Genomic DNA, 22,232 nt, shown 5'->3' with positions numbered 1-22,232 from the left:
TTGCTCTGAGGTTGCGCTGCCGTTAATCTGTTGTTTCAGGAGAATAACAGCAGGGAAATCAGGGAGTTCAGATGCAAAAGCCAGTGGTTTTTATTGCCGGGGTGGTGGTTGGGGCTGTCGTAGCGGTTACCTTGTCAGCCTGGTGGGCGCCAACACAGGTTGTCACGGCAGAAGCGGCTCCCCCAGCTGCGAAACTTCCCGCTGGACAGCCTGATCTGACAGACGGCAACACAGCAACAGCGGCCACCTTACCCACAGTCCCTCAGCCCTCAGTTGCTACAACTGCCAATCACGAAGTCATCGAATTTACCCCGGCACAGCTGGATGAACTGGCGGAACAACGCCGGGAACGACAAGAACGGGCCAATCTCAGCAATATGCATCTGCGCTATCCGGCTGCTTATGCCGGAAAATATGCGGCTTTTCAGGGCAATGAGTTTTATGCCAACGCAGTTGAAAGCTTTGAAAGCGGTGAAATGACCAGTGATTGGGCCGAGAAAGCCCAGCAGGTTATCCAGCAATTTTTTGATCAGCGGCCACAAGAGTTTTCTGCCGTTCGGGTCGAATGCCGTGCCGCCATGTGTCGGATCGAGGGGCAGGCCATGTCACTTGAAGCCTACGATCGCTATTTCGACAATCCGAGAAATAACATTTGGCCGACACTGGGCATGAGTGCCTGGGGTGTGGGCCAGCATATGGTGCCAAATGACAGTTCAAATGCTTTTGTCTATTTCAAATACAAAAACGACGATGATTTCAAGCAGAAATAACCGCAGCAGACTGAAGCGCAGTCCGCGATAAAACACAAAAGGTTATTGTATTCTCGCGTTTAATTCTCAGGGATAGAAGAGTGTCGATGATGGGGAAGAACAAAATTGCCTGGCTGGCACTGACGGTCACGGTTGTAGCAGTAAGTTGGTTGTTGCAACCGCCTCAGACAGAAAATCTCCAGGCTGGTGTGCAGCAGCGGTCTGCGGGGCAATCAACAAAGCAGTCAGCTGGGCCGACAGAGCAAGCTAATACTGTCGTAAAAAACAACTCACACCAACTCAGCCCTTACGCGCACTGTGCTGAGACCGACACTCATCCTGTTGATAATCAACAAAATCTCTCCGAACAATTGCTGCCTTTGCTGCATGCCGGTAAAACACCTGCGGAGCTGCTGCAATACGATGTGACAGCAGCAATTTGGTACATGCAGTACGCAGAAAGTATCGCAGAGGCGATGCATATCATCGGCGCGACGGTTTTAGATATCCGCAAGCCGAGTGTACTGGACGCATTGGCTGAACGAATCAAGCAAGAACTGAGCGACAACCCGGCCGATTTTGCCCGCTCTCTGGTTGCGGCTGATGATTTTCAGGTATTTGTACCGGTTGGGCTCGGTACATTAAATGGCAGCACACTGATTTCACCCTCGCTGCTGTTTTTGCAGCTCAGTAATAGAATCCCGGCGCCTGAATTTCAACAGCTCATCGCCGGCAAAAGCTTTTCACCATTAGAAATTGCCGTGGCTATGCAATTGCGTTTGCCTGAAACCCATCTGTTGCAACTGGTGGCGCAAGGCCGTGATTTGGCGAAGTTTCCTGTTGGTTATCATCATTATCAGAGCAGAACCCCGGTCTGGAACCTGGCGGATATTGCCGCCATGCTGTGGCAGCCGGCGGTGTTAAAGGCGCTGAAGCAGCAAGATGTAGCGCCAACCCGCTTAGAAGGAGTGGTGACCGGGCTCGATTTCGCGTTATTTACTGAGCCGCCCCGCCACTTAGATGCTGAGAAGAATCCTGATCTGCTGCAGCAATTTAAACAAGCGCAGCGCGACACAGTTGCCTATTTACTGAACGAAGGTTATTGGGCGCATGGTTATCAAACCGCAGACGGTAGCTGGTTCTTTGGTAACAACTTTTTGAATGCCGGTCGCTTTCGTGCGGAAGACATTCTGGCGCTGTTACCCGCCGGCGCGCCTGCAACTATGTTCCGTCGGGTCGAAGTCAAGCCTCAGCCGGTGCCGGCAGGCACTGCGCTGGCAGACTGGGTTGCGAAACAAATTCAGCGAAAAGCGCAAGGCAAACAGGCGCGACAACAATGTCTGGCGCAGCAAAATCAGTTGCTGACGCAGGAAGCTTTGTTAAGCCGAAATGCCATTCAGGAACAAATTTTTTTATGGCGTGATGCTAAGCCGATGGACGAGCTGAGGTTAGCGCCATTACATCAACGCGACCCGGCCTGGTTGGCGTGGCACTGGCAAATGGGCGGGGCACCGCAACAAGATGCGGACGCGACGCTCAGAGACCGGTTGACAGATTTGTTACATGACCCGGTCGAGCTGATGGCGTTTTTGCAAAAAACTGAACTCGACAGTGGCACCACAGCCTGGTTGTTGATGGAAGTGATGACTAAACCGGAGTTGGTGCCGGCGTTTGAGCAGCGCTTTGCCGCCAAAGCACCCGCTTATCTGTATCCGGGATATGGTTTTAAGCCTGAACAAGATTTGAAAGTACTGCTGGAAGCTGGTTTTGAGCTCGGCATCGAGGATCTCTATGGCCGCAACCTGTTTCACTGGGCGTTTCGGACTTCGCCGGAGGCGGTGTTATTTTTGCTGACCCATGGCTTGTCGCCATTTGCTCAGGCCTTAGGCCCGGATGCGCTGGATCTGGCGCTGGAGCACAGTTATCTGCAACGCGAGTTACATCCGGCCTTGCCGCTCATTCTGTCGCAGCTGACCGACCCTGAACCTTCGCATCTGGCCCGACTGAAGCGCTTGCAGTTGTACCGGCCTGATTTGTATCAGGCCGTGCTGAAGCTCAAACCGGATTTAAAACTGCCGCCAGAAACCACGCCTAATGAACTGTTGGGCCCGCCGCAGCTGTAAAGCTGCTGCGGACAATGCGATTCTGGTCTTGTGGCTGCGGGTCTGTCGCACAGTGCAATAAAGCTTCGTGTAAATCGGCCTGCAGGTTGAGCAGGCTGGCGTAGAGCGCTGGCGGCAGTTTCGCTTGTTGCAGTGCGCAGCAGAACCAGCGCTGGGTTTGTTTCAGTAAGGCGCGGCTACGGCCGGGTTGGCCGGCAGCGCGATGGCAATTGGCTAAATTACGCACTGTGACGGCCAGACAACAACTGGGTAAACAGAGCTCATCGTCCGGCAGCTGCTGCAAAGTACCGGCTTCAGCTGCCGCGCCTAAAGTGCTTTCCAGCCAGACCGGCCAGACATCCGCCAGCGCCTGCTGATAACAATGCTGCGCCTGTGGCCAGTCCTGCGCGAAATACGCCTGATTGCCCAGTTCCATCCAATATTGCCAAATCTGCATGCGGCCTCCTTGTGCTGCTTCTAATGCGTGCGCAGCAGCACTCAGCCGCTGACAGCCTGAGTCGGAAACCACTGACAATGCTGATTGACCAGCAGAAACACTGTCACCATAGCGACTGTACCGAGCGGCGCGATTTTTTTGCGTAAGTTCATCCGGCATTCTCCCGAAAACGGCGATAATTGCAGTATAACTAAATGCGAATAGTTATCAATAACAAAAATAACTGAGCCTGAGCAAAAAAATTGCTGCAGCGGGCAGGGCAGCACTGGTGGTGTTTTGTGATATTATCACGTAAATCTACCCGCCACTGCTTCGGAGTTTTTATGCGCCATGAACGTATCCCGCTGATTTTATTGACTGGTTTTTTAGGTAGTGGCAAAACAACCTTATTAAATCAGCTGGTGCAGTTGCCGGAGTTCAGCCGCACCCTGGTTATCATCAACGAATTTGGTGAAACCAGCCTGGACCATCTGCTGGTCAGTAAAAGCAGCGACGAGCAGATTGTGGAGCTGTCGAGCGGTTGTATCTGCTGCACTATTCGCGGTGATTTAGCCAAAACCTTAAGCGACGCCACCTGGCGTTTTGCCCGCAACGGTGTGCGCCAGTTTGACCGGGTGGTGATTGAGACCACCGGCCTCGCCGAACCGACGCCTATTCTGCAAATCATCAGCAATACGCCAAAACTTTATGACAGCTACCGGATGCAGGGCACTGTGACTGTGGTCGATGCGGTGAATGGCGCGGGTACGCTGGCCACACACCCTGAAGCGCAAAAGCAGGTGGCGGTAGCGGATTTATTACTGCTGAGTAAAACTGACCTCGCGACAGAAACCCAACAAGCCGCCACGCGCGAAGCGATGGCGCAGCTGAACCCAACAGCGCTGGTGCAGCTGGTGCTGCAGGGCCAGACCCAGGTCAACGAGATTTTAGCGCTGGACCATGCCGAGCCAGTGCAATCGACGGCGCCGCTACAGCGCTGGCTGCCAACAGATCAGCTGAGCTTTGCGCCGGTCAGCGGTAAACAGGGTTTATTGCGGGCTGAGCAAACGAGCTCGGAGCCTGTTGATGTCAACCGCCATAATGACCGCATCCGCGCTTATTGTTATGTGCTGGAGCATCCGGTGACTGCAGCACAAATCGACCAGTGGCTGGATGCCCTGATGCCGGCACTGGGGCCTCAGCTGTTGCGCCTTAAAGCGATTTTAAATGTGGTGGGCTTCCCTGGACCGCTGGTGGTGCACGCGGTGCAACATCTGCTGCACCCGGCAGGTCTTCTGACCGAATGGCCGGATGCTGACCGGCGCTGTAAGCTGGTGTTTATCACTGACAACTTAAGCGCCGAGACTATCGAGCAAAGCCTGCAGTTTTTGCAATAAAAGCCCGGTTTATTTAGCCATCGGCGCCTGGCTGAGTTCACGGAACTGGCTGGGCGTCACGCCTTCCAGTCGTTTAAAGAAGGTGTTAAATACCGATTTGCTGTTAAAACCCACAGCAAAATAAATATCGGTGATGGTTTTCGCCGCCGGGCCTTGTTCAGCCAGCAACCGTTTGGCCTCGGCGATGCGATAACTGTTGATGTATTCATAAAAATTCTGCTGATAACGCTGCTTGATGGTCAACGAGACTTTTTTCGCCGGATAACCGGCCGCATCGGCCAGTTTATCCAGCGTAATATCCGGATTGGCGTAGAAGCGCTGCTGCGTCATCAGCTTGTCCAGCTGCACCGCAATCGCATCGTCGTACAACACCGTGGTTTCTTCTTTGGCTTCAAACAACGGCTGCTCACGCACCGGTTTGACGCCGACAAAAGAGGTAAAACGCAGAAAAATCAGAATATTCAGCGCGACAAAGTTCAGGTAGTAACTGGACAGCCCCACCACGTTCAGCAGGTCCATATTAAAATCGTTCGCCAGAAAACCATAAAGTTTCAGGCACACCAGCACAGTGTCCAGCGTAAAAATGGTCAGGAAACTTAGCAGCATCAGCTTTAACCAATACATATCAGTGGTTTTTAAATCGGCCTGCTCGTGGCGGATCTGTTCGCGATAACGCCACACCAGCAGAAAACACCACAGCACATAACCAGCGCGGACAAAACGCCCTAGCGTTTCGACATACAAATGCGGCGACGAATAAGCAATGTGCTGGCTGTGGATCAGCTGTGTCTGGCTTTGCTGGTCCAGCGCATAAAAATTCCACACCATATGCAGCAGATAAATCACCAGCGGCAGCAGATGCCAGCTGTGTTTGGGCCTTAGCTGCACGTCTTTGTACAGCAAGGCGCGGACAAAGAAATACAACAGCGGGCCGTCGAGGTAATAAGCAAAACTGAAGATAAAAAACAGGTCCGGTGAAATTTCCAATAACCAGATACGGAACTGCTTGCCCCAGAACATCAGCTCGTGCAACGGGATCAGGCAATGACATAACAAAAACGCCACCAGCAGCGCATTGCTGAGGCTGGGTTTTTTCGCTGAGGCAGCCAGCAACAACGCCAGCAGCAGACATTCAAAGGCCGTCAGCACCATCAGCAGGTCGTGGAAATTAAACAGAATGGTATCCATACAACTTCTTTTTGCAGGCGTTATTAAGGATGCACTAACGCAGTGCAGCGCTCTTTACTATGCGACAGCAGGCCGGAGCCAGCAAGCGAATTTTCGGTGACGCGCCCCGGACCTTGGTCTTATAGCGCTGGTGCTTGTTTCTGTTATGGTGTTTTTGGCAGCGCCAAACCTGTGGTGATGGCAAAAATATGCAACAGGTCAGAGCTGTCGAATTAAAAAATGATAAGAATTCATCTTATTGAAAAATAACAAAAAATAGCCATGCGAACACGTTTGAATAAAGTCGAACCTGAAAAATCTGCTTTTTTTTGCGGGTATGACCTGATTCAAACGACAAAACGCCAGCCTGGCGTTAAGCATGATGATGGCACTTTGGCTAAAGCCCTTCAGCGGGTTTTGGCCAGACACAATAACAGATGCAGTGCCGGCATCAGCAGGATAAGGAAGACACACCATGCAGAAAACCAGACTGAGCCGCGCCGTGGCGCAAGTGCTCGGCGTGGCCGTCGGCGTCAGCATGCTCCCGATGACAGGACATGCGCAACAAGCCAAAGCCAACGATACAAAAAACAACACTGACCAGATTGAAGTGATTTCGGTGACCGGTATCCGCCGCAGTATGGAAACCACCATCGACATCAAAAAAGCCGAGACCGCTATCGTTGAAGCGGTGTCAGCTGAAGACATCGGTAAATTACCGGACCAAAGTATCGCCGAATCCTTAACCCGTTTGTCTGGCCTGGCCGGTCAGCGCGTCAATGGCCGGGTGCAGGTGATTTCGATCCGCGGCCTGGCACCGGATTTCTCCACCACCACCTTAAATGGCCGGCAACAGGCCAGCGCCGGTGATAACCGCGCGGTGGAATACGACCAGTATCCGTCAGAGCTGATTAACGGCGCTGTGGTATATAAAAGCTCGGACGTCGGCATTGCCGGCATGGGTTTGTCCGGCACCGTCGACATGCGCACCATCCGGCCGCTGGCGCACGGCGAGCAGGCTGTGGTGTTTAACCTGCGCAGTGAAACCGGCTCTATCGACCAGCTGCATCCGGAAGTGTCGAAAAACGGCTGGCGCGGCAGTGCGTCTTACATCGACCAGTTTGCTGACGACACCATCGGCGTCGCCATCGGTTACGCCCACATGGACACACCGACTCAGGTGCAGCATTACAAAGCCTGGGAATGGAACACGGTCGACAACGCCTTAGCCGGCACCAGCAATGATGACGCGCTGGGTCTGGTCGGCCAGGAAGTCACCGCAGTAGCGCGTAATCAGGTGCGTGACGGTGTGATGGCAGTGCTGGAATACAAACCAAATGACAATTTCCACAGCATCGTCGATGCCTATTATTCCAAATTCTCACAGGATGAAGTGATGCGTGGCGCCATGTGGTTCACTAACCAATGGACCGGCGATGGCATGGAGTTTTTAAATCCGCAGTTTGATAACTTCGGCGGCACCAAAGTGGTCCGCAGCGGCGTGGCGACCAACTTAAGGCCGGTGCTGCGTAACGACCTGAATACCCGCGACGATGAACTCAAAGCGCTGGGCTGGAATAACAAATGGAAACTGGACCGCTGGACTATTGATGCCGACTTGTCTTATTCCGGCTCTGAGCGCGACGAACAGGTGCTGGAAACTTACGCCGGTTTAGCACCGACCGGCAGCTTTGACAACATCGGTTTTGAGTTACAACCAGAAGGTTTTCCGGTTTATACGCCGGGTACCGATTACACTGACGTTAACAAAGTGCAGCTGAGTGACCCGGCGCCATGGGGCGGCTGGGGCCATGACGGCGCGATCCGTTTCCCGCATGTCAAAGAAACCATTAAAGAAGCTGAGCTCAATGCGCGCTACGAATTAAGCGACGGCGCGTTCAGCAGTGTGGATATCGGTGCTAACTACACCAAACGGCAAAAAGACAAAGAAGTTGACGACAACGACCTGTTCCTGAAAAACAACAGAGCACCGGTCAAAGTCGACCCGTCGTTGCTGGTGTCGCCAACCTCGTTGAGTTTTGCCGGCATCAAAGGCGTGATTTCTTACGACATCATGCCAACGGTAAACCGCTATTACGACATTAAGCCTATTCTCGACACCAACCGCTGGAATAAAGCCTGGGGCGTCGAAGAAGAAGTACTAACCAGCTTTATCAAACTGAATATCGACACTGAGCTGTGGGGCAAACCACTGAAAGGCAATATCGGCAGCCAGTTTGTCCGCACCGATCAAAGCTCAAGCGGTTTCCTTGCCAGCGATTACAAACCGGGTAATCCATCCACGCTGACTCAGGTTGAAGCGGGTAAAACATATAACGACGTGCTGCCGGCGCTGAACCTGTCGATGGAAGTGCTGGATGACCAGTTTGTCCGGCTGGCGGCCGGTAAAACCATGGCCAGACCGCGGATGGACGAAATGCGCGCCAATATCACCGCCGGGGTCGGCGTGGATTCGCGGCGCTGGAGTGGCAACTCGGGTAACCCTGAACTGGAGCCGTGGCGTGCCAAAGCGCTGGATCTGACGTATGAAGTGTACCTCAATGACACCAGCTATATCGCCGGCGGCGCTTTCTACAAAAAGCTCGACAGTTATATCTACACACAAAACTTTGATTTTGATTTCAGCAACGCGCCGAATAACTCAACGGTGATCCCAATTAGCCCAATTGGCAATATGAGCCGGCCGGCCAACGGGGAAGGCGGTAGCCTGCGTGGCTATGAACTCAGTATGTCTTTGGATTTAGGCAGTTTTTATCTGCCGCTGAGCGGTTTTGGTTTTATCGGCAGCCAGTCATGGACCGATTCCAGCATCAAACCGGACGGCCCGAATACCTCAACCAAACTGCCGGGGTTATCCGACCGCGTGCGTGATTTAACGCTGTATTACGAGCGTGACGGCTTCTCGGCGCGGGTCAGCCAGCGTTATCGCTCAGCGTTTCGTGGCGAAGTGGTGCAGTTATTTGCCACCCGCGGTTACACCGAAGTGCTGGCCGACCGCCAGGTCGATGCGCAGCTCAGTTACAGCATCGACGACGGCACTTTTGCCGGCCTCACGCTGTTGCTGCAGGCCAATAACCTGACCAACTCGCCTTACACCACCCGGATGAATACGTTGCAGGAAGGCGGCGGTTATTTCCCGGAAGTGTATGAGGAATACGGCCGGCAATACCTGTTTGGCTTCAGCTACAAGCTGTAACGCCTGGCGGCGGCGTGCTGTTCTCCCAGAGCCACGCCGCCGCATTTTGTTGTTATTTACAGGAGGCCTGCTGTGCAACAGGGACCTATCCGCAAAATTGTGATTGTCGGCGGCGGCTCATCCGGCTGGATGAGTGCGGCCTTGTTATCGAAGTTATTACGTAACCGCGCCGGCGCGCCGCTGCAGATTTGTCTGGTTGAGTCGGAACAAATCGGCACTGTTGGCGTTGGTGAAGCCACAATTCCGGCGATCAAAGTGTTTAATCAGCTGTGTGGCATCGACGAGCGCGAGTTTATTCAGGCCACCGGCGCGACCTTTAAACTCGGCATTGATTTTGTTAATTGGGGACAAATCGGTGAGCGTTATTTTCATGCTTTTGGCGCTATAGGCCGCAGCTGGGAATGGCTCAGTTTTCATCAGTACTGGCTGGCGCTGCGCGAGGCCGGGCTGGCCTTGCCGTTTGACGACTATTGCATTGGCGCTGTGATGGCGCGCGAGCAGCGTTTTATGCAAGCTGACGCGAGCCGGCCGCTGTCGCCGGTCAGTCAAATCGCCTATGCCTATCATTTTGACGCCGGACTCTATGCGCAGTTTTTGCGCCGCCACAGCGAAGCACGTGGTGTGAGCCGTATCGTCGGCACTATCAGTGCAGTGACGCGCCATGCCCACAATGGCCATATTCACCAACTGGTGCTGGACGATGGCCGGATCATCGAAGGCGATTTGTTTCTCGACTGCTCCGGCAGCCGCGCTTTGTTACTGGGCCAGACGCTTGGCGTTGGCTACGACGACTGGTCGCACTGGCTGCCAAATAACAGCGCTTTGGCGGTGCCATCAGCGGCGTTGGCGGAGTTGCCGCCTTTTACCCGTTCAACGGCGCATCACAGCGGCTGGCAATGGCGTATTCCGCTGCAGCACCGCACCGGCAACGGCATGGTGTTCGCCAGTGGTTTTGTCAGTGACAGCACGGCTGAAGAGTTATTGTTAAGTTCGCTCGACACGCCAGCTTTGGCGGCGCCCAAGCTGATTCGTTTTACCACAGGTCAGCGTAAACAGATGTGGTGGGGCAACTGTGTGGCAATCGGCCTTGCCAGTGGTTTTCTCGAGCCGCTGGAATCGACCAGCCTGCATCTGGTGCAAACCGCCGTCACCCGGCTGGTGAATTTGTTTCCGGACTTGTCGTTTCAGCAGGCCAATATCGATCATTACAACAGCCTGGCCGCGACCGAAATGGCGCAGATCCGCGATTTTATTATCGCGCACTACAAAGTGACCCGGCGCAACGACAGCGAATACTGGCGTTATTGCCAGCGCATGGCGCTGCCGGACAGCCTGGCGCAGAAGCTGGAGATCTTTGCCGCTTATGGCCGGGTGCACCGGGTGGCGGATGAGCTGTTTCGCGAAGACAGCTGGGTGCAGGTGTTGCTGGGACAAGGCTTGTCGCCAGCGCGGCCCGACCCGTTATGCCAGCAAAAAAGCCTGGCCGAGATGCGGGATTTCGCCGAATCGACGGCGCAGGTCATTGCCGCGTGCACCGCACAAATGCCAACCCATACCGATTTTATCCGCAAAGTTGCGCCTTTTCGCGCCGAAGCACCGCTGCGCTGAAGCGGACACAGGAGTTTGATTTGAGAATGAAGTTTTCACGCCTTGCAGTGCTGACCGCTACGCTTGGCCTGGCTGCGCCGGCCGCTGTCGCGCAGACGCCGCAGCTATCTGGCCAATTACATGGCTGGCTCAGCCGGGCCGATCAGCAGCTGCTACTCGCTACAGATCCACAGCAGTTTTTACGCCCGGCAGCGCCGGCTGCGGCTGTGGTCAGTATCAACAGCCACGAGCGTTTTCAAACGATGCAGGGCTTTGGTTACACCCTGACCGGCGGCAGCGCCATGCATCTGATGGCCTTGCCCGCCGCCCAGCGCGCGGCGTTATTGCAGGAATTATTTGGCCCGCAAGGCATTGGTGTGTCTTATCTGCGCTTAAGCCTTGGCGCTTCAGATTTAGACCCGTTGCCTTTTAGTTACAACGACTTAGCGCCAGGAGAAACCGACCCGACGCTGAAAAAGTTTTCGTTGGCCCCGGATGAGCAACTGCTGATCCCGCTACTGAAACAAATTCTGGCCATCAGGCCGGATTTGCAGTTGCTCGCCAGCCCCTGGTCGCCGCCGGCCTGGATGAAAAGTAATCAAAACACAGTCGGTGGTGAATTGCTGGAGCAATATTACCCGGCTTATGCGCAATATTTTGTCCGTTATCTGCAAGGCATGGCGGCGCATGGCATTCGCATCGGCGCAGTGACAGTGCAAAACGAACCGCTGCATCCGGGCAATAATCCAAGCCTGCTGATGCATGCCTGGGATCAGGCCACTTTTGTCGGCAAGCATTTAGGTCCGGCGTTTGCGAAAGCTGGCCTTGCGACTGACATTCTGATTTATGACCACAACCCGGACCATGTTGAATATCCGCTGGCGGTGCTGAGTGACCCGGTCGCCCGGCGTTATATCAAAGGCTCGGCTTTTCATTTGTACAACGGCAGCATCACTGAGCTTTCGCGGCTAAAAGCGGCTTATCCGGATAAGGATATTTATTTTACAGAACAGTGGGTTGGCGCTAATTCCGATTTCGGCGGCACCCTGATGTGGCACACCGAACACTTGCTGATTGGCGCTGTCGAGCAACACGCCCGCACTGTGCTGGAGTGGAATCTGGCAGCCGATGCCGACTACAAACCTTATACGCCGGGCGGTTGTACCGAATGCCTCGGCGCCCTGACTATTACTGCAGCTAAAAACGCTGCTGAGGCCAACATTCAGCGCAATGTGGCTTATTACGTCATTGCCCACGCCGGCAAAATCGCGCCACCGGGCTCAGTGCGCATCGGCTCGAAAGACCCGCTGCCGCAGCTGTTACAGCTGGCTTATCAGCGGCCGGATGGCCGGGTGGCAGTGCTGTTACAAAACCAGGCCGACAGCGCGCAGACAGTCCGGCTGGCGCTGGACCAACGCGCCTATGACTGGTCATTACAATTACCGCCGCACAGCGTGCTGAGCCTGATCCTTCCCGCTGCTGCAGGAGCAAAATAATGCTGAAATTTCGTTTGAATACTCTTTCGGCGCTGCCGCTGCTGGGCGCTACTGTGTTGCTCAGTGCCTGTGCGCCGCAACCTGTGGCACCTGCCGCTCAATCGCCACAAACACCGCAGCAGGCGGTGCATCCGGCCTGGCCCAAGCTCAGCCCGGCGCGCAAGGCCGACCCGCAGTTGGAAGCGCGCATCGGGTCTATATTAAAAACCCTGACGCCGGCGCAAAAAGTGGCGCAAATCATCCAGCCGGACATCCGCTGGATGAGCGTGGACGACATGCGCCAATATGGTTTTGGCTCTTATTTAAACGGCGGCGGTGCCTTTCCCGGAGATAATAAAGCAGCCACGGCGGCGCAGTGGTTAGCGCTTGCTGAGCAGATGTATCAGGCTGGCCTCGATGCCAGCCTTGATGGTGCCGCCATTCCGCCGCTGTGGGGCACGGATGCCGTGCACGGCCACAACAACGTGCGCGGCGCGACGGTGTTTCCGCACAATATTGGCCTGGGTGCCAGCGGCAACGCTGAGTTGGTTGAAGCCATAGGCCGCGCCACTGCGGCAGAAGTGGCCGCCACCGGTATTCAATGGATCTTTGCGCCGACTGTGGCGGTGGCCCGCGACGACCGCTGGGGCCGCAGTTATGAAAGTTACAGTGAAGATCCGGCGCTGGTCCGCTTGTTAGGCGCGGCGCTGGTGCGTGGTATTCAGGGCGATGTGCAAAGCACCAACTGGCTGCAGGGCCCGGCACGCCTCGCCACTGCCAAACATTATCTCGGTGATGGCGGTACTGCCGGCGGTCGCGATCAGGGTAATACCACGCTGGACGAAGCCGAACTGGTGCGGCTGCACGCGCAGGGGTATCTCAGCACTTTAGACGCCGGTGTGCAGACGGTGATGGCGTCCTTTAACAGCATTCACGGCAGCAAAATGCATGGCAACCGTTATCTGCTGACCGATGTGCTGAAACAACAGCTCGGTTTTGACGGCATTGTGGTCGGTGACTGGAACGGTCATGGCCAGCTGCCGGGCTGCAGCAATCAGCGCTGCGCCGCCGCCATTAATGCCGGCATCGATATCATCATGGTGCCGGAAGACTGGAAAGCAATGTACCAGAATACGCTGGCGCAAGCTGAAGCTGGTGAGATAAGCAAGGCGCGGCTCGATGATGCAGTGCGGCGCATTCTGCGCGTGAAACTGCGCAGTGGGGTGTTTGAGCACAGCCCGGCGCAAATCGCCGGCGCGGGCGACCAACAGCTGATTGGTCATCCGGCACATCAGGCGTTAGCGCGTGATGCGGTGCGCCAGTCGCTGGTGCTGCTGAAAAACAATGCCGGGTTATTACCGCTGCCGCCGAAGTTGCGGGTCTTAGTGACTGGTGACGGTGCGGATTCAATCCCGAAACAAAGTGGCGGCTGGACAGTGTCCTGGCAGGGCACCGGCACCAGCAATGCCGATTTCCCGCAAGGCCGCACTATCTACAGTGGTATTGCTGCTCAGGTTAAAGCTGCTGGTGGCCAGACCGAGCTGAGCGCCGATGGCCATTATCAGCAGAAACCCGATGTGGCTATTGTGGTGATTGGCGAAAACCCCTATGCCGAATTTGATGGTGACGTGGCGAGCCTGGATTATCAGGCCGGCCAGAATCAGGACGAAGCGCTGCTCAAACGCTTAAAAGCGGACGGCATCAAAGTGGTGACGGTGTTTTTATCCGGCAGGCCTTTGTGGGTCAATCCGGAGCTGAATGCCTCTGATGCTTTTGTCGCGGCCTGGTTGCCGGGCACCGCTGGAGACGCCGTGGCTGAGCTGTTATTTCGCAAGCCGGACGGCACTGTGCAAGCTGATTTTCGCGGCAAACTGCCGTTTAGCTGGCCTAAAACGCCGGACAGTTTGCCGCTGAATGCCGGCGATGCAGCCAGTGCAGATAAGGTGCTGTTTAGTCTTGGTTATGGTTTGCGCTATCAGCCAGAGGCTGCGGGCGCCGCGCCGGGACTTCTAGCCCAGCAAGACTTGCCGCAGCTCGATGAAACCAGCATGGCGAGTGTCAAAGCCAGCAGCCAACTTGCACTGTTTGAACGCCGCCCGGCTGCGGGTCTGCATTTACAACTGCTAGGCGCTGATGCTGTGGCCACAGAAGTGACAGCCAATAAAGCGGCAACGACTGACGGCAGCCTGCTGCTGAGCGCCGTCAACTGGCAAAAACAAGAAGACGCTTTGGCGCTTCACTGGCAACAAGGCGGGGCTATGTTGCAGCTCCATAGCAGCGACCCATTGGATTTAAGCCGTTATGGCCAGCTGGTGTTTGACCTGAAATGGCAACAGGCACCGGCGCAGGCCGTGACGCTGGCGATGTCCTGTGGCAGTGGTTGTGGCGGGCAGTTGGATTTGAGCCCGCTACTGGCAGCTAAAGCCGCCGGGCAATGGCAAAAAATCACTGTGGATTTATCTTGTTTCGCCAAAGCAGGCGCTGCGCTTAATCACTTGTACCAGCCGTTTGTGCTGCAAAGTGAAGGCCGGGTTGCGCTGAGTCTGGCCAATATCCGCGTCACACCGGCGACGGCAGCTGCAGATATCAGCTGTGCTGGTGACTAGCTGATATTGCACAACTGACGCGGCCGGCCGGATTATTCTGGCTGGCCGCTTTTTTCTGCCGCTGCTTTTAACGCCTCATAACCGCCGGCGTTATGTACATTGGTAAAACCCAGCTTTTTCAGCTCAGCTTCGGCGAGGCCAGAACGACGGCCGGAGCGGCAATACAGCTGGATCTCAGCATTTTTGTCCTGCGTCACAGCGCTAATTTTCGCCGCAATCTCGGTGTGTGGAATATTCAGCGCATCTTTTAAATGGCCGGCCTGAAATTCTTCCGCGCTGCGTACATCGATCCAGATTTTCTCTGCGGCTAAAGCCAGTGGCGCGGCACACACCGCCAGACCAAGCAGCGCTGCTTTGCACCACATATTGAACTGTTTCATTTTCAGGCTCCGGTTATATTAGAAATTTGTACCATACGTCTGATTGTACAAGGCCGTCAGCTCAGCGTGAAGGTCCGGCGCAAACCATTGTAAATGCGCATCCAGATAAGCCCGCTGCTGGCTGACATTGCTGATGGCCTGGTCGAGGCTGGTCAGTAGTAGCCGGCCTTGTGGTGTGTCCGAGCAGATGATGTGGCCTGGTAACAGGGCGGGCGATTCCTGCAACGCAAAACTTTGTACGGCGGGCGGCTTTGGCAACTGCGCCAGATAGTGTTCGACCACATTGGGGTATTCAATCAGCAGGTCAATCCGGCCCAGGCTGAACATCTGCAACAAACCGCCGGCATTATCCGGTCCGCTGCGGGAAAATAAATTGCGCTGATGGGCGGCTTGTTTCAGTAAAGGGTCGAGTTGGTCGCCATAGCTGCGGTCGGTGTTGAAACCCAGCTTAAATCGCTGATGCGCCGATAGCAGCCGCTGCAGACTGAGTGGTTTGTTACTGGCTTGCTGCGCCAGCCAGGACCTGAGCCCGGATGACTGCAGCACATAAAGCCGCAGCCCCGGAAAGATCACCTGTGGTTGCAGACTGATAATGCCCCAACTGCGCCGCTCCGGCAGCGGCAATTTATTCCCGACACAGACATTGGGCCTGTGTTGCAGCAACTTCGCTGCCTGCGCGGTCGTCGCTTGCTGCCGGCTGATTTTAATCCCCTGTAACTGCGGTTCCAGCAGCCGGAAGGTAGTTTCATTGATATCCAGCACCTGCAGCGCCAGATTCGGCGCGTGCTCGGTCAGCCAGAGTAGTTCCGGTGCGGAGCTGGCCTGTGCTGCGGCTGGCAGACTCAGACCGCACAACAATATAAAGCTGCACCAAAAGGTTTTGCTGCGCATCAGTTCGGTGCCCGAAGTGATTGGACCTGATTCACTATAACTAAAGTGACAGTGTTTGCGAATGATTCGTGGTACTCACTTTACAGGTGAATAAATCTCAGCTGTAGTTAGATCGGCAACACATATACTGGCGAAGAAAAGCCGGGCCCCGCCACTCAGTAAGGAGAGCTGATGAAAAACCTGCTGCAAAACCTGCCGATGCATCGCAAACTGTTGTTATTGCTGTTTTTCCCTTCCGTGTTGTTATTGTGGTTCGCCAGTCAGAGTTTGCTGCAACAATGGCAGCAATATCAGAATGCGGCTCAGGTGCGTGCCGCGATCAGTGATCATCTGTTGCTGGGGCAGCTGGTCAACGCGTTGCAGGTCGAGCGTGGCAGCAGCGGTATTTTCATCAGCAGTAAAGGCGCACGTTTTAGCGCTGAAGTGACAAAAGCCCGTACTGGCAGTGACGAGCGGCTGGCCGCGCTGACCGGGGCGCAGCGTGCGGCGCTCAGCGAACTCATCGAGGCCTTGCCCGGCTTGCGTCGTCAAATCGATAGTTTCAGCCTGGACGCCACCACCGCCGCTGCCGGCTACACGCGGTTTATCACACAGTTACTGCAGCGAAATGACCAGGCCGTGCAAACTCTGACCGACCTGACGCTGGCGCGTCAGTTGGCAACTTTAAATGACTGGATTGAACTGATTGAACGGGCCGGTCGTGAACGGGCTATGGTGAGTCTGGTCTTTAGTCAGGACCAGGCGGAGCCGGCGCTCATCAGCCGCATCGCCCAAAACCAGGGCGCCTTTGTGGTGTTCAGCAGCCGTCTGGCGCAACACAGTGCCGACGCCAAAGCCTTATTAGCACAAGCCGACAGTGCTGAGTATCAGGCGTTGCAGCCGCTGGTGCTGCGAAGCGCCAGCGGGCAAAAGTTTGGCCAGGACGCTGCCAACTGGTTCAGCGTCGCCAGCAAACGCATGGCGCTGTTGATTAGCCATCAACAGGGATTAATGCAACAAATCGGCGACGCCGCCGCCACGCAGCAGGCAGCCGCCCGGGCCAGTCTGTTGCAGGCCGCCGTGTTGCTGTTACTGGCTGTGTTGGTGGTCGCTGGTTTCAGCCTTGCCATTCACCGCAATATTCAACAGGCGATGCGGCAAATCCGCACGTTAATGCAACAACTAACCGGCCGTGACCTGACCGCGCGTAGCCAGTATCAGGGCCAGGACGAATTTGGCCAAATCGCGGCCGGCATGAACCAGCTTGCCGAAGAGCTGCAGCAGGTGATGCGGGAGATTTATTTCGCTACCCAGCAGGTGGCCACCGCTGCGGAACAAGCTTCAGCCGTGACACGCGAAACCAGCGCCGGCGTGGCGCAGCAACAGCAGGACACCGAAATGGCGGCTACTGCGATGCATGAAATGAGCGCGACTGTACATGATGTGGCGCTCAGCACTGCTGCCGCCGCGGAACAGGCACATGACGTGCAGCAAAAGGCCGGTCAGGGCCAGCAACAGCTGAGCCAGACCATTGCGCTTATTCAACAACTGCGCGGGCAGGTGCAGCATACCAGCCAGGAGATTGTGGCGCTGAATGAACACAGCCAGACCATCAATCAGGTGCTGGATGTGATCCGCGGTATTGCTGATCAAACCAACCTGCTGGCGCTGAACGCTGCCATCGAAGCCGCCCGCGCCGGCGAACAAGGCCGCGGTTTTGCCGTGGTCGCCGACGAAGTGCGCCACCTGGCCAAACGTACGCAACAATCAACCTTTGATATCCAGAAAATGATTGAAACCCTGCAGCAAGGCGCGGCAGCGGCCAATCAGGCGATGCAACAAAGCCTGCAGCAGGCTGACCGCGGCGCAGCGGTGATCCAGACCACCGGCGAACTGCTGGCGGACGTCGTGCACGGCGTGGCACTAATCAACGACAAAACAGTGCAAATCGCCTCGGCGGCGGAAGAGCAAAGCACAGTCGCCGAGCAGATTAACGAAAACATCACCCGCATCAGCGACATCTCGCAGCACACCAGTTCCGGCGCCGAAGAGACCGCCGTCACCGCCGCCGAACTGGCAAAGCTGGCCGAGCAGTTACAGGCGATGATCAACCGCTTCCGCCTCGCGGCGTGAAGCGGTGCAGTTGGCGCTTGTCGGAGGGGTATTTCGGCAGTTGTTCAAATTTTGGCTAATCGATTGATAAATTTTAATAAAGCCGAAAAACCAACGATTTTGCGGCTGGACAAGCGCCAACAGGCACAATACAATGCCCACCGTCGCGCACCCGTAGCTCAGCTGGATAGAGCGCTGCCCTCCGGAGGCAGAGGTCTCAGGTTCGAATCCTGACGGGTGCGCCATATAAATCAACCACTTAGAGGCAACTCAAGTGGTTTTTTTTGTCGTTTTAAGCATAAAGTGAACTTTCTTAAGCATAACTTGAACTTTTGTCATTTTCTGCCACGCTTATGTAACTTTGTTACGAAAGTGACCGGACGTGCAGAAAAGAAAAATCACTAAGTCTGCAGTAACCAATATCTTCAGGTTTGTCTCCTGCCACAAGCCCGACCCAATCACCGTCGAAGGTTATAACGAATTCATCGCTTGCCATTACTTTGAGTTTTCCACTCAGGTCATCGATTTCGAAGCCCAACCTCAGCGTTTTGCCTTTCCGCAAGAAAACGGCAACCGGCCACTTATCTACACTCCTGACTTTTTAGTTCGGCTACACGACCAACAGGAAGTATATTTCGAAATAAAACCCCACAGCATCACTCTCACCGATAAGTTTAGGCAAAAGTGGCAGTTGCTACAAAAGGCATTTGGCGAAAGAGATCTTAGCTTAGAGCTGGTAACTGACAGGCAACTGATGCGTGGCCAGATGGCAGAAAACCTGAAGCTGATTCATCGGTATATGACACGTGAAGATGTCACTGAACAGCAACAACAGATTCTCTTGTTTCTTGCTAAAGGCCCGCAGTCTCTAAGTGATATCGCCTTTGACATTCATGTATCCGAAAACATCACTAAAACCTTACTGTTGAATCTTGCGGCTAAGAAGTTGGTATCGTTTCCACTTTATGCTGAACTGGCATCTGATAGTGTCTTTGCGGGGGTCAATCATGGTTAAAGTATTCGAGCAGCTTTTCCCGGTACCGGCAGACGTGACCCATGATATTGCCAAAGAAGCGTTTCTTGAGGAAGTCAGACAGTGCCTGGATGAAACGGATGCCTATGAACATCTAGACGCTTTGCCAGAACGAGAGCGCGCACAAGCTGTGTTTCGGTGGAGAGTGCTCAGCAAAGTCACTGAGCTATGCAATGGTGTTTTTTCAGAGCAGCGCATTAAGCGCATTTACGTCGAACTAGAGTCTGAGTTTGCCGCACAAACGCCTTCAATCTCCACGATCAGGCGCTGGGCTAAGATTTATCAAGAGTCCGGAAGATCAATCAAGGCGTTAGCTCCCAACAGTAGTGAGCGAGGCAATAAAACTAAAAGATTAAATCCAGAGATGGAAGACCTCATCCAACAAGCCCTAGACAGGATTAAAGACGTTGAAGCGGGTGCTGTTTCCAGTGCCTACAGTTATCTCCAACATTTGGTATTTCAGTTTAACCAAAGGTCAGGTTTAAAACTCAGCACTCCCTCACTTCAGACATTCAGGTCACGGTTTAAGAAAATTTCGCCATACGAGATGGCGGTAAAGCAGAAAGGTAAATTTAAGGCCAACAAAGAGTTCAAACACATTGGTGAAATGGTAAAAACTAACCGTCTTCTGGAACGAGTAGAAATTGACCACACCAAGCTCGATTTTTTTGTGGTCGAAAAAGACAGTTTAATCCCACTTGGTCGGCCTTGGCTGACAACGCTATGTGATGTGCATTCGTCTTCTGGTCTGGGGTTTTATGTTGGATTCACACCGCCAAGTTTTGTGTCTGTGGCAAGAGCTTTGAAGCATGCCCTTTTACCCAAAGATTACATATTAATCAGATATCCAGATGTTAAAAATCCTTGGATCTGCTTCGGTAAGCCTGAACTTATTGTTTCGGACAACGGAAAAGAGTTCGACGATAAGGATTTTAAATTGGTGTTAGGAAAGCTGCTGATTAATTCCGGCAAGAATCCAACAGCAACGCCTTATCTGAAACCAATTATCGAACGACACTTCGGGAAACTGAATTCTGAATTACTGCGAGCACAGCCCGGACATACTTTGGCATCACTAAAAGGCTCTGCGGATTATGATCCGGCAAAAAATGCTGTTCTTGATCTGGATAGATTACTGCACATTATTCATATCTGGATTTGTGATGTTCATCAAGCGCGCCCAAATGCTAAAGGTGACCGCATTCCTAATCTTACTTGGAAGAAAGCGTTAGGACAGTTTGCTCCTGTTCAATCTGATTACGATGTTGGAGATTTGAATCTGACGTTCTGCCGGACTTTTAGTGGCCAGTTGCGGAGGGATGGGGTGACATTCAAGCACCTTCGGTACTCCAGTCATGCATTGGCTGAGCTTCGGGCACGAGTCGGGGATCATCAGGTTGTTTTTAAAGTAGACCCGGAGAATATTGGGTACATGTATGTTTCCAATCAATTGACCAAAAGTTTTTTGAAAGTCCCAGCCGTTAAATTTAAGTACGCTTCAGCCGTGACGCTTCATCAGCACAAGGTCAACTGCATAGCTGCCAGGCAAGAGGTTGGGGATAGTTATAATGATGAAGATATTTTAGAAGCCAATAGCCGCATTCATCAGTTGATTGACGAGGCATTCTCGGCAAAAGCACGGTCATCAAGACGTACAGGTCGAACTTCTAAAGCAGCAAGGTATGTTGAAGATTCAAAGCTAGCAAAAGCTTTGGCTTCAGAGAGGCAAGACGAACCGGAGACCCTAACCTCTGACTCAAGTGAAGTAGATAAATCGAAGAACAGCCCACACAAACCTATAGATACCACTGGCTGGGAGTTTATTTAACATGGACGTCAAGCTCAACGAAGAAGAAATTAACGCTAAATTAGCCAAGTTTCGCTCAACCTATATTGCAAGCCCATTTCTTAAGTCTGTCCTGAACGAACTAGATGAATGTCGTAAACTGTCGAAACTTGGCGGTGACCCTGAATGTATGATTGTTACCGGTGATACCGGATCAGGTAAAACTTCGCTGCTCAATAAGTACCTTGAGTTACATGCAAGGCAGGAATTATATAAAGGCACTTTTATTCCTGTGCTGTCCACTACATTGCCTGGTAAGGCCAACTCCGTCGCTCTCTTTCAGCAAATTCTTGCTGATTTAGGCCATCCGTTTCCGTTTGAATCAAGTAATGAGGTGCAACTACGTAAACAGATCAAAGAACTTGCGTATAACTGCCGGCTAGAACTCATAATTGTCGATGAGTTCCAGCATCTGATTGAGAGAAAAAGTCTGACAATACTAAAGGAAACCGCAAACTCTATTAAAAGCCTAATAGTCGATATAAAAATTCCAATGGCTATTTTTGGTATGCCCTATAGTTCCGTAATTCTGGATAGCGTGAGTCAGTTATCCAGCCGCTTTGAACGTCGTAGAAAGCTGGGACCATTTCGTATCAGTATTGCCAAAGACAAGGAGGAGTACTTAGCATTTTTAACAAAGCTTGAGGAGCTGATGGATTTACCTGAACCCTCTAACCTTGCCTCTGAAAATTTATGCGCTCGGTTGTATGCCTACTCGAATGGAAACTTTAAAAAGTTAAAAAATTTGCTTGGTGAGGCTTATCGTGCAGCACTCGAAAATGGTGAGCTTTATGTAAGCAATCAAAGGCTTACTGAGGCGGCATTCAAACGTAACTCAGAGCTTACAAAAAACAACAACCCATTTTTGCTGAAAAAGGAACAGTTAACAATCTTAGAACCTGGGGAATATGTTGGCTGGGACGACTATAAACGCGAGGGAGAAATAGATGGTCGGTTTAAAGACAAGCCAAAGAAACTTTCTTTTTCTGATGTGTTTTGAAAAGAGGTTTACTTATCGATCCTAGAGAGAGGACGTCCTCAACGGAAGAATGTCAGTAACAGAGCCGCTTAAAGACCAGTTTTTAGCTGTATTAGCTCATATCTGCTCTTGCAGTTTAGTCGAGAGGTTTTAACCTGACTTGACAGTCAGCTATGAGCGAATTGCGGTTGTCCGTCACTGGCTATTTGCTGACATTCGTTTTTTCGAGAACGGGGCATGAAACGCCCAAATTTAGCGCAGAAAGCCACGAAGCGT

At 53.4% G+C, this 22,232-nt stretch carries 15 protein-coding genes and 1 tRNA gene; 12 read left to right on the top strand and 4 right to left on the bottom strand.

From position 1 onward, the window contains the following. The first annotated feature begins 71 nt into the window (after nt 1–71). The gene (locus ABNT34_RS00575) at nt 72–770 is read left to right on the top strand and encodes a hypothetical protein (RefSeq protein WP_348727815.1); all 699 of its coding nucleotides are present in this window, start codon (nt 72–74) and stop codon (nt 768–770) included. Nucleotides 771–1,195: 425 nt separating this feature from the next. Further along, on the top strand, nt 1,196–2,872 hold the full coding sequence (locus ABNT34_RS00570) for a hypothetical protein (RefSeq protein WP_348727813.1): 1,677 nt from the start codon (nt 1,196–1,198) through the stop codon (nt 2,870–2,872). Here ABNT34_RS00570 and ABNT34_RS00565 read toward each other — a convergent pair. After that, the gene (locus ABNT34_RS00565) at nt 2,841–3,308 is read right to left on the bottom strand and encodes a hypothetical protein (protein WP_348727812.1); all 468 of its coding nucleotides are present in this window, start codon (nt 3,306–3,308) and stop codon (nt 2,841–2,843) included. The two genes, ABNT34_RS00570 and ABNT34_RS00565, sit on opposite strands and share 32 nt — an antisense overlap. A 323-nt stretch (nt 3,309–3,631) precedes the next feature. Here ABNT34_RS00565 and ABNT34_RS00560 point away from each other — a divergent pair, with 323 nt between their 5' ends. Beyond that, nucleotides 3,632–4,684, top strand: a complete 1,053-nt coding sequence (locus ABNT34_RS00560; RefSeq protein ID WP_348727810.1) for a GTP-binding protein — start codon at nt 3,632–3,634, stop codon at nt 4,682–4,684. A gap of 9 nt (nt 4,685–4,693) precedes the next feature. Here the strand turns inward: ABNT34_RS00560 and ABNT34_RS00555 are convergent, their stop codons facing one another. Continuing rightward, the gene (locus tag ABNT34_RS00555) at nt 4,694–5,872 is read right to left on the bottom strand and encodes a helix-turn-helix domain-containing protein (RefSeq protein ID WP_348727808.1); all 1,179 of its coding nucleotides are present in this window, start codon (nt 5,870–5,872) and stop codon (nt 4,694–4,696) included. 454 nt (nt 5,873–6,326) lie between these two features. Here ABNT34_RS00555 and ABNT34_RS00550 point away from each other — a divergent pair, with 454 nt between their 5' ends. The 4 genes from ABNT34_RS00550 to ABNT34_RS00535 all read left to right on the top strand — a co-directional run bounded on the left by ABNT34_RS00550 (nt 6,327) and on the right by ABNT34_RS00535 (nt 14,736). Beyond that, nucleotides 6,327–9,068, top strand: a complete 2,742-nt coding sequence (locus ABNT34_RS00550; protein ID WP_348727806.1) for a TonB-dependent receptor — start codon at nt 6,327–6,329, stop codon at nt 9,066–9,068. A 72-nt stretch (nt 9,069–9,140) separates the two neighbouring features. Beyond that, on the top strand, nt 9,141–10,676 hold the full coding sequence (locus tag ABNT34_RS00545; protein ID WP_348727804.1) for a tryptophan halogenase family protein: 1,536 nt from the start codon (nt 9,141–9,143) through the stop codon (nt 10,674–10,676). 26 nt (nt 10,677–10,702) lie between these two features. Further along, nucleotides 10,703–12,151 carry a glycoside hydrolase family 30 beta sandwich domain-containing protein gene (locus ABNT34_RS00540; RefSeq protein WP_348727851.1) on the top strand — a complete coding sequence of 483 codons (1,449 nt, stop codon included), beginning with the start codon at nt 10,703–10,705 and terminating at the stop codon, nt 12,149–12,151. Then, the gene (locus ABNT34_RS00535) at nt 12,151–14,736 is read left to right on the top strand and encodes a glycoside hydrolase family 3 N-terminal domain-containing protein (RefSeq protein ID WP_348727802.1); all 2,586 of its coding nucleotides are present in this window, start codon (nt 12,151–12,153) and stop codon (nt 14,734–14,736) included. Before ABNT34_RS00540 ends, ABNT34_RS00535 begins: the two co-directional genes overlap by 1 nt. Before the next feature lie 32 nt (nt 14,737–14,768). On the opposite strand, the gene ABNT34_RS00530 is transcribed toward ABNT34_RS00535, so the two are convergent. Together ABNT34_RS00530 and ABNT34_RS00525 are read right to left on the bottom strand one after the other, a co-directional pair. Beyond that, nucleotides 14,769–15,116 (bottom strand): rhodanese-like domain-containing protein, encoded by a 348-nt coding sequence (locus ABNT34_RS00530; protein WP_348727800.1) that lies wholly within the window; start codon nt 15,114–15,116, stop codon nt 14,769–14,771. Between the two features lie 18 nt (nt 15,117–15,134). Next, on the bottom strand, nt 15,135–16,007 hold the full coding sequence (locus ABNT34_RS00525) for a hypothetical protein (protein ID WP_348727798.1): 873 nt from the start codon (nt 16,005–16,007) through the stop codon (nt 15,135–15,137). A gap of 171 nt (nt 16,008–16,178) precedes the next feature. Between ABNT34_RS00525 and ABNT34_RS00520 the strand changes: the two genes are divergently transcribed. The 5 genes from ABNT34_RS00520 to ABNT34_RS00500 all read left to right on the top strand — a co-directional run bounded on the left by ABNT34_RS00520 (nt 16,179) and on the right by ABNT34_RS00500 (nt 21,977). Beyond that, entirely contained in the window at nt 16,179–18,119 is a 1,941-nt protein-coding gene (locus ABNT34_RS00520) for a methyl-accepting chemotaxis protein (RefSeq protein ID WP_348727796.1), read from the top strand. A 147-nt stretch (nt 18,120–18,266) separates the two neighbouring features. After that, a tRNA-Arg gene (locus tag ABNT34_RS00515) sits at nt 18,267–18,343 on the top strand. 137 nt (nt 18,344–18,480) lie between these two features. Further along, on the top strand, nt 18,481–19,113 hold the full coding sequence (locus ABNT34_RS00510; RefSeq protein WP_348727794.1) for a Tn7 transposase TnsA N-terminal domain-containing protein: 633 nt from the start codon (nt 18,481–18,483) through the stop codon (nt 19,111–19,113). Next, on the top strand, nt 19,106–20,959 hold the full coding sequence (locus tag ABNT34_RS00505; RefSeq protein WP_348727793.1) for a Mu transposase C-terminal domain-containing protein: 1,854 nt from the start codon (nt 19,106–19,108) through the stop codon (nt 20,957–20,959). Before ABNT34_RS00510 ends, ABNT34_RS00505 begins: the two co-directional genes overlap by 8 nt. A gap of 1 nt (nt 20,960) precedes the next feature. Further along, nucleotides 20,961–21,977 carry a TniB family NTP-binding protein gene (locus ABNT34_RS00500; protein ID WP_348727791.1) on the top strand — a complete coding sequence of 339 codons (1,017 nt, stop codon included), beginning with the start codon at nt 20,961–20,963 and terminating at the stop codon, nt 21,975–21,977. The last annotated feature ends 255 nt before the right edge of the window (nt 21,978–22,232 follow it).

The organism is Rheinheimera texasensis (genome assembly GCF_964031785.1).
GTDB lineage: Bacteria > Pseudomonadota > Gammaproteobacteria > Enterobacterales > Alteromonadaceae > Pararheinheimera > Pararheinheimera texasensis_A.
The sequence above is the reverse complement of the archived record's forward strand: the minus strand, read 5'-3'. Positions and strand labels throughout refer to the sequence as shown.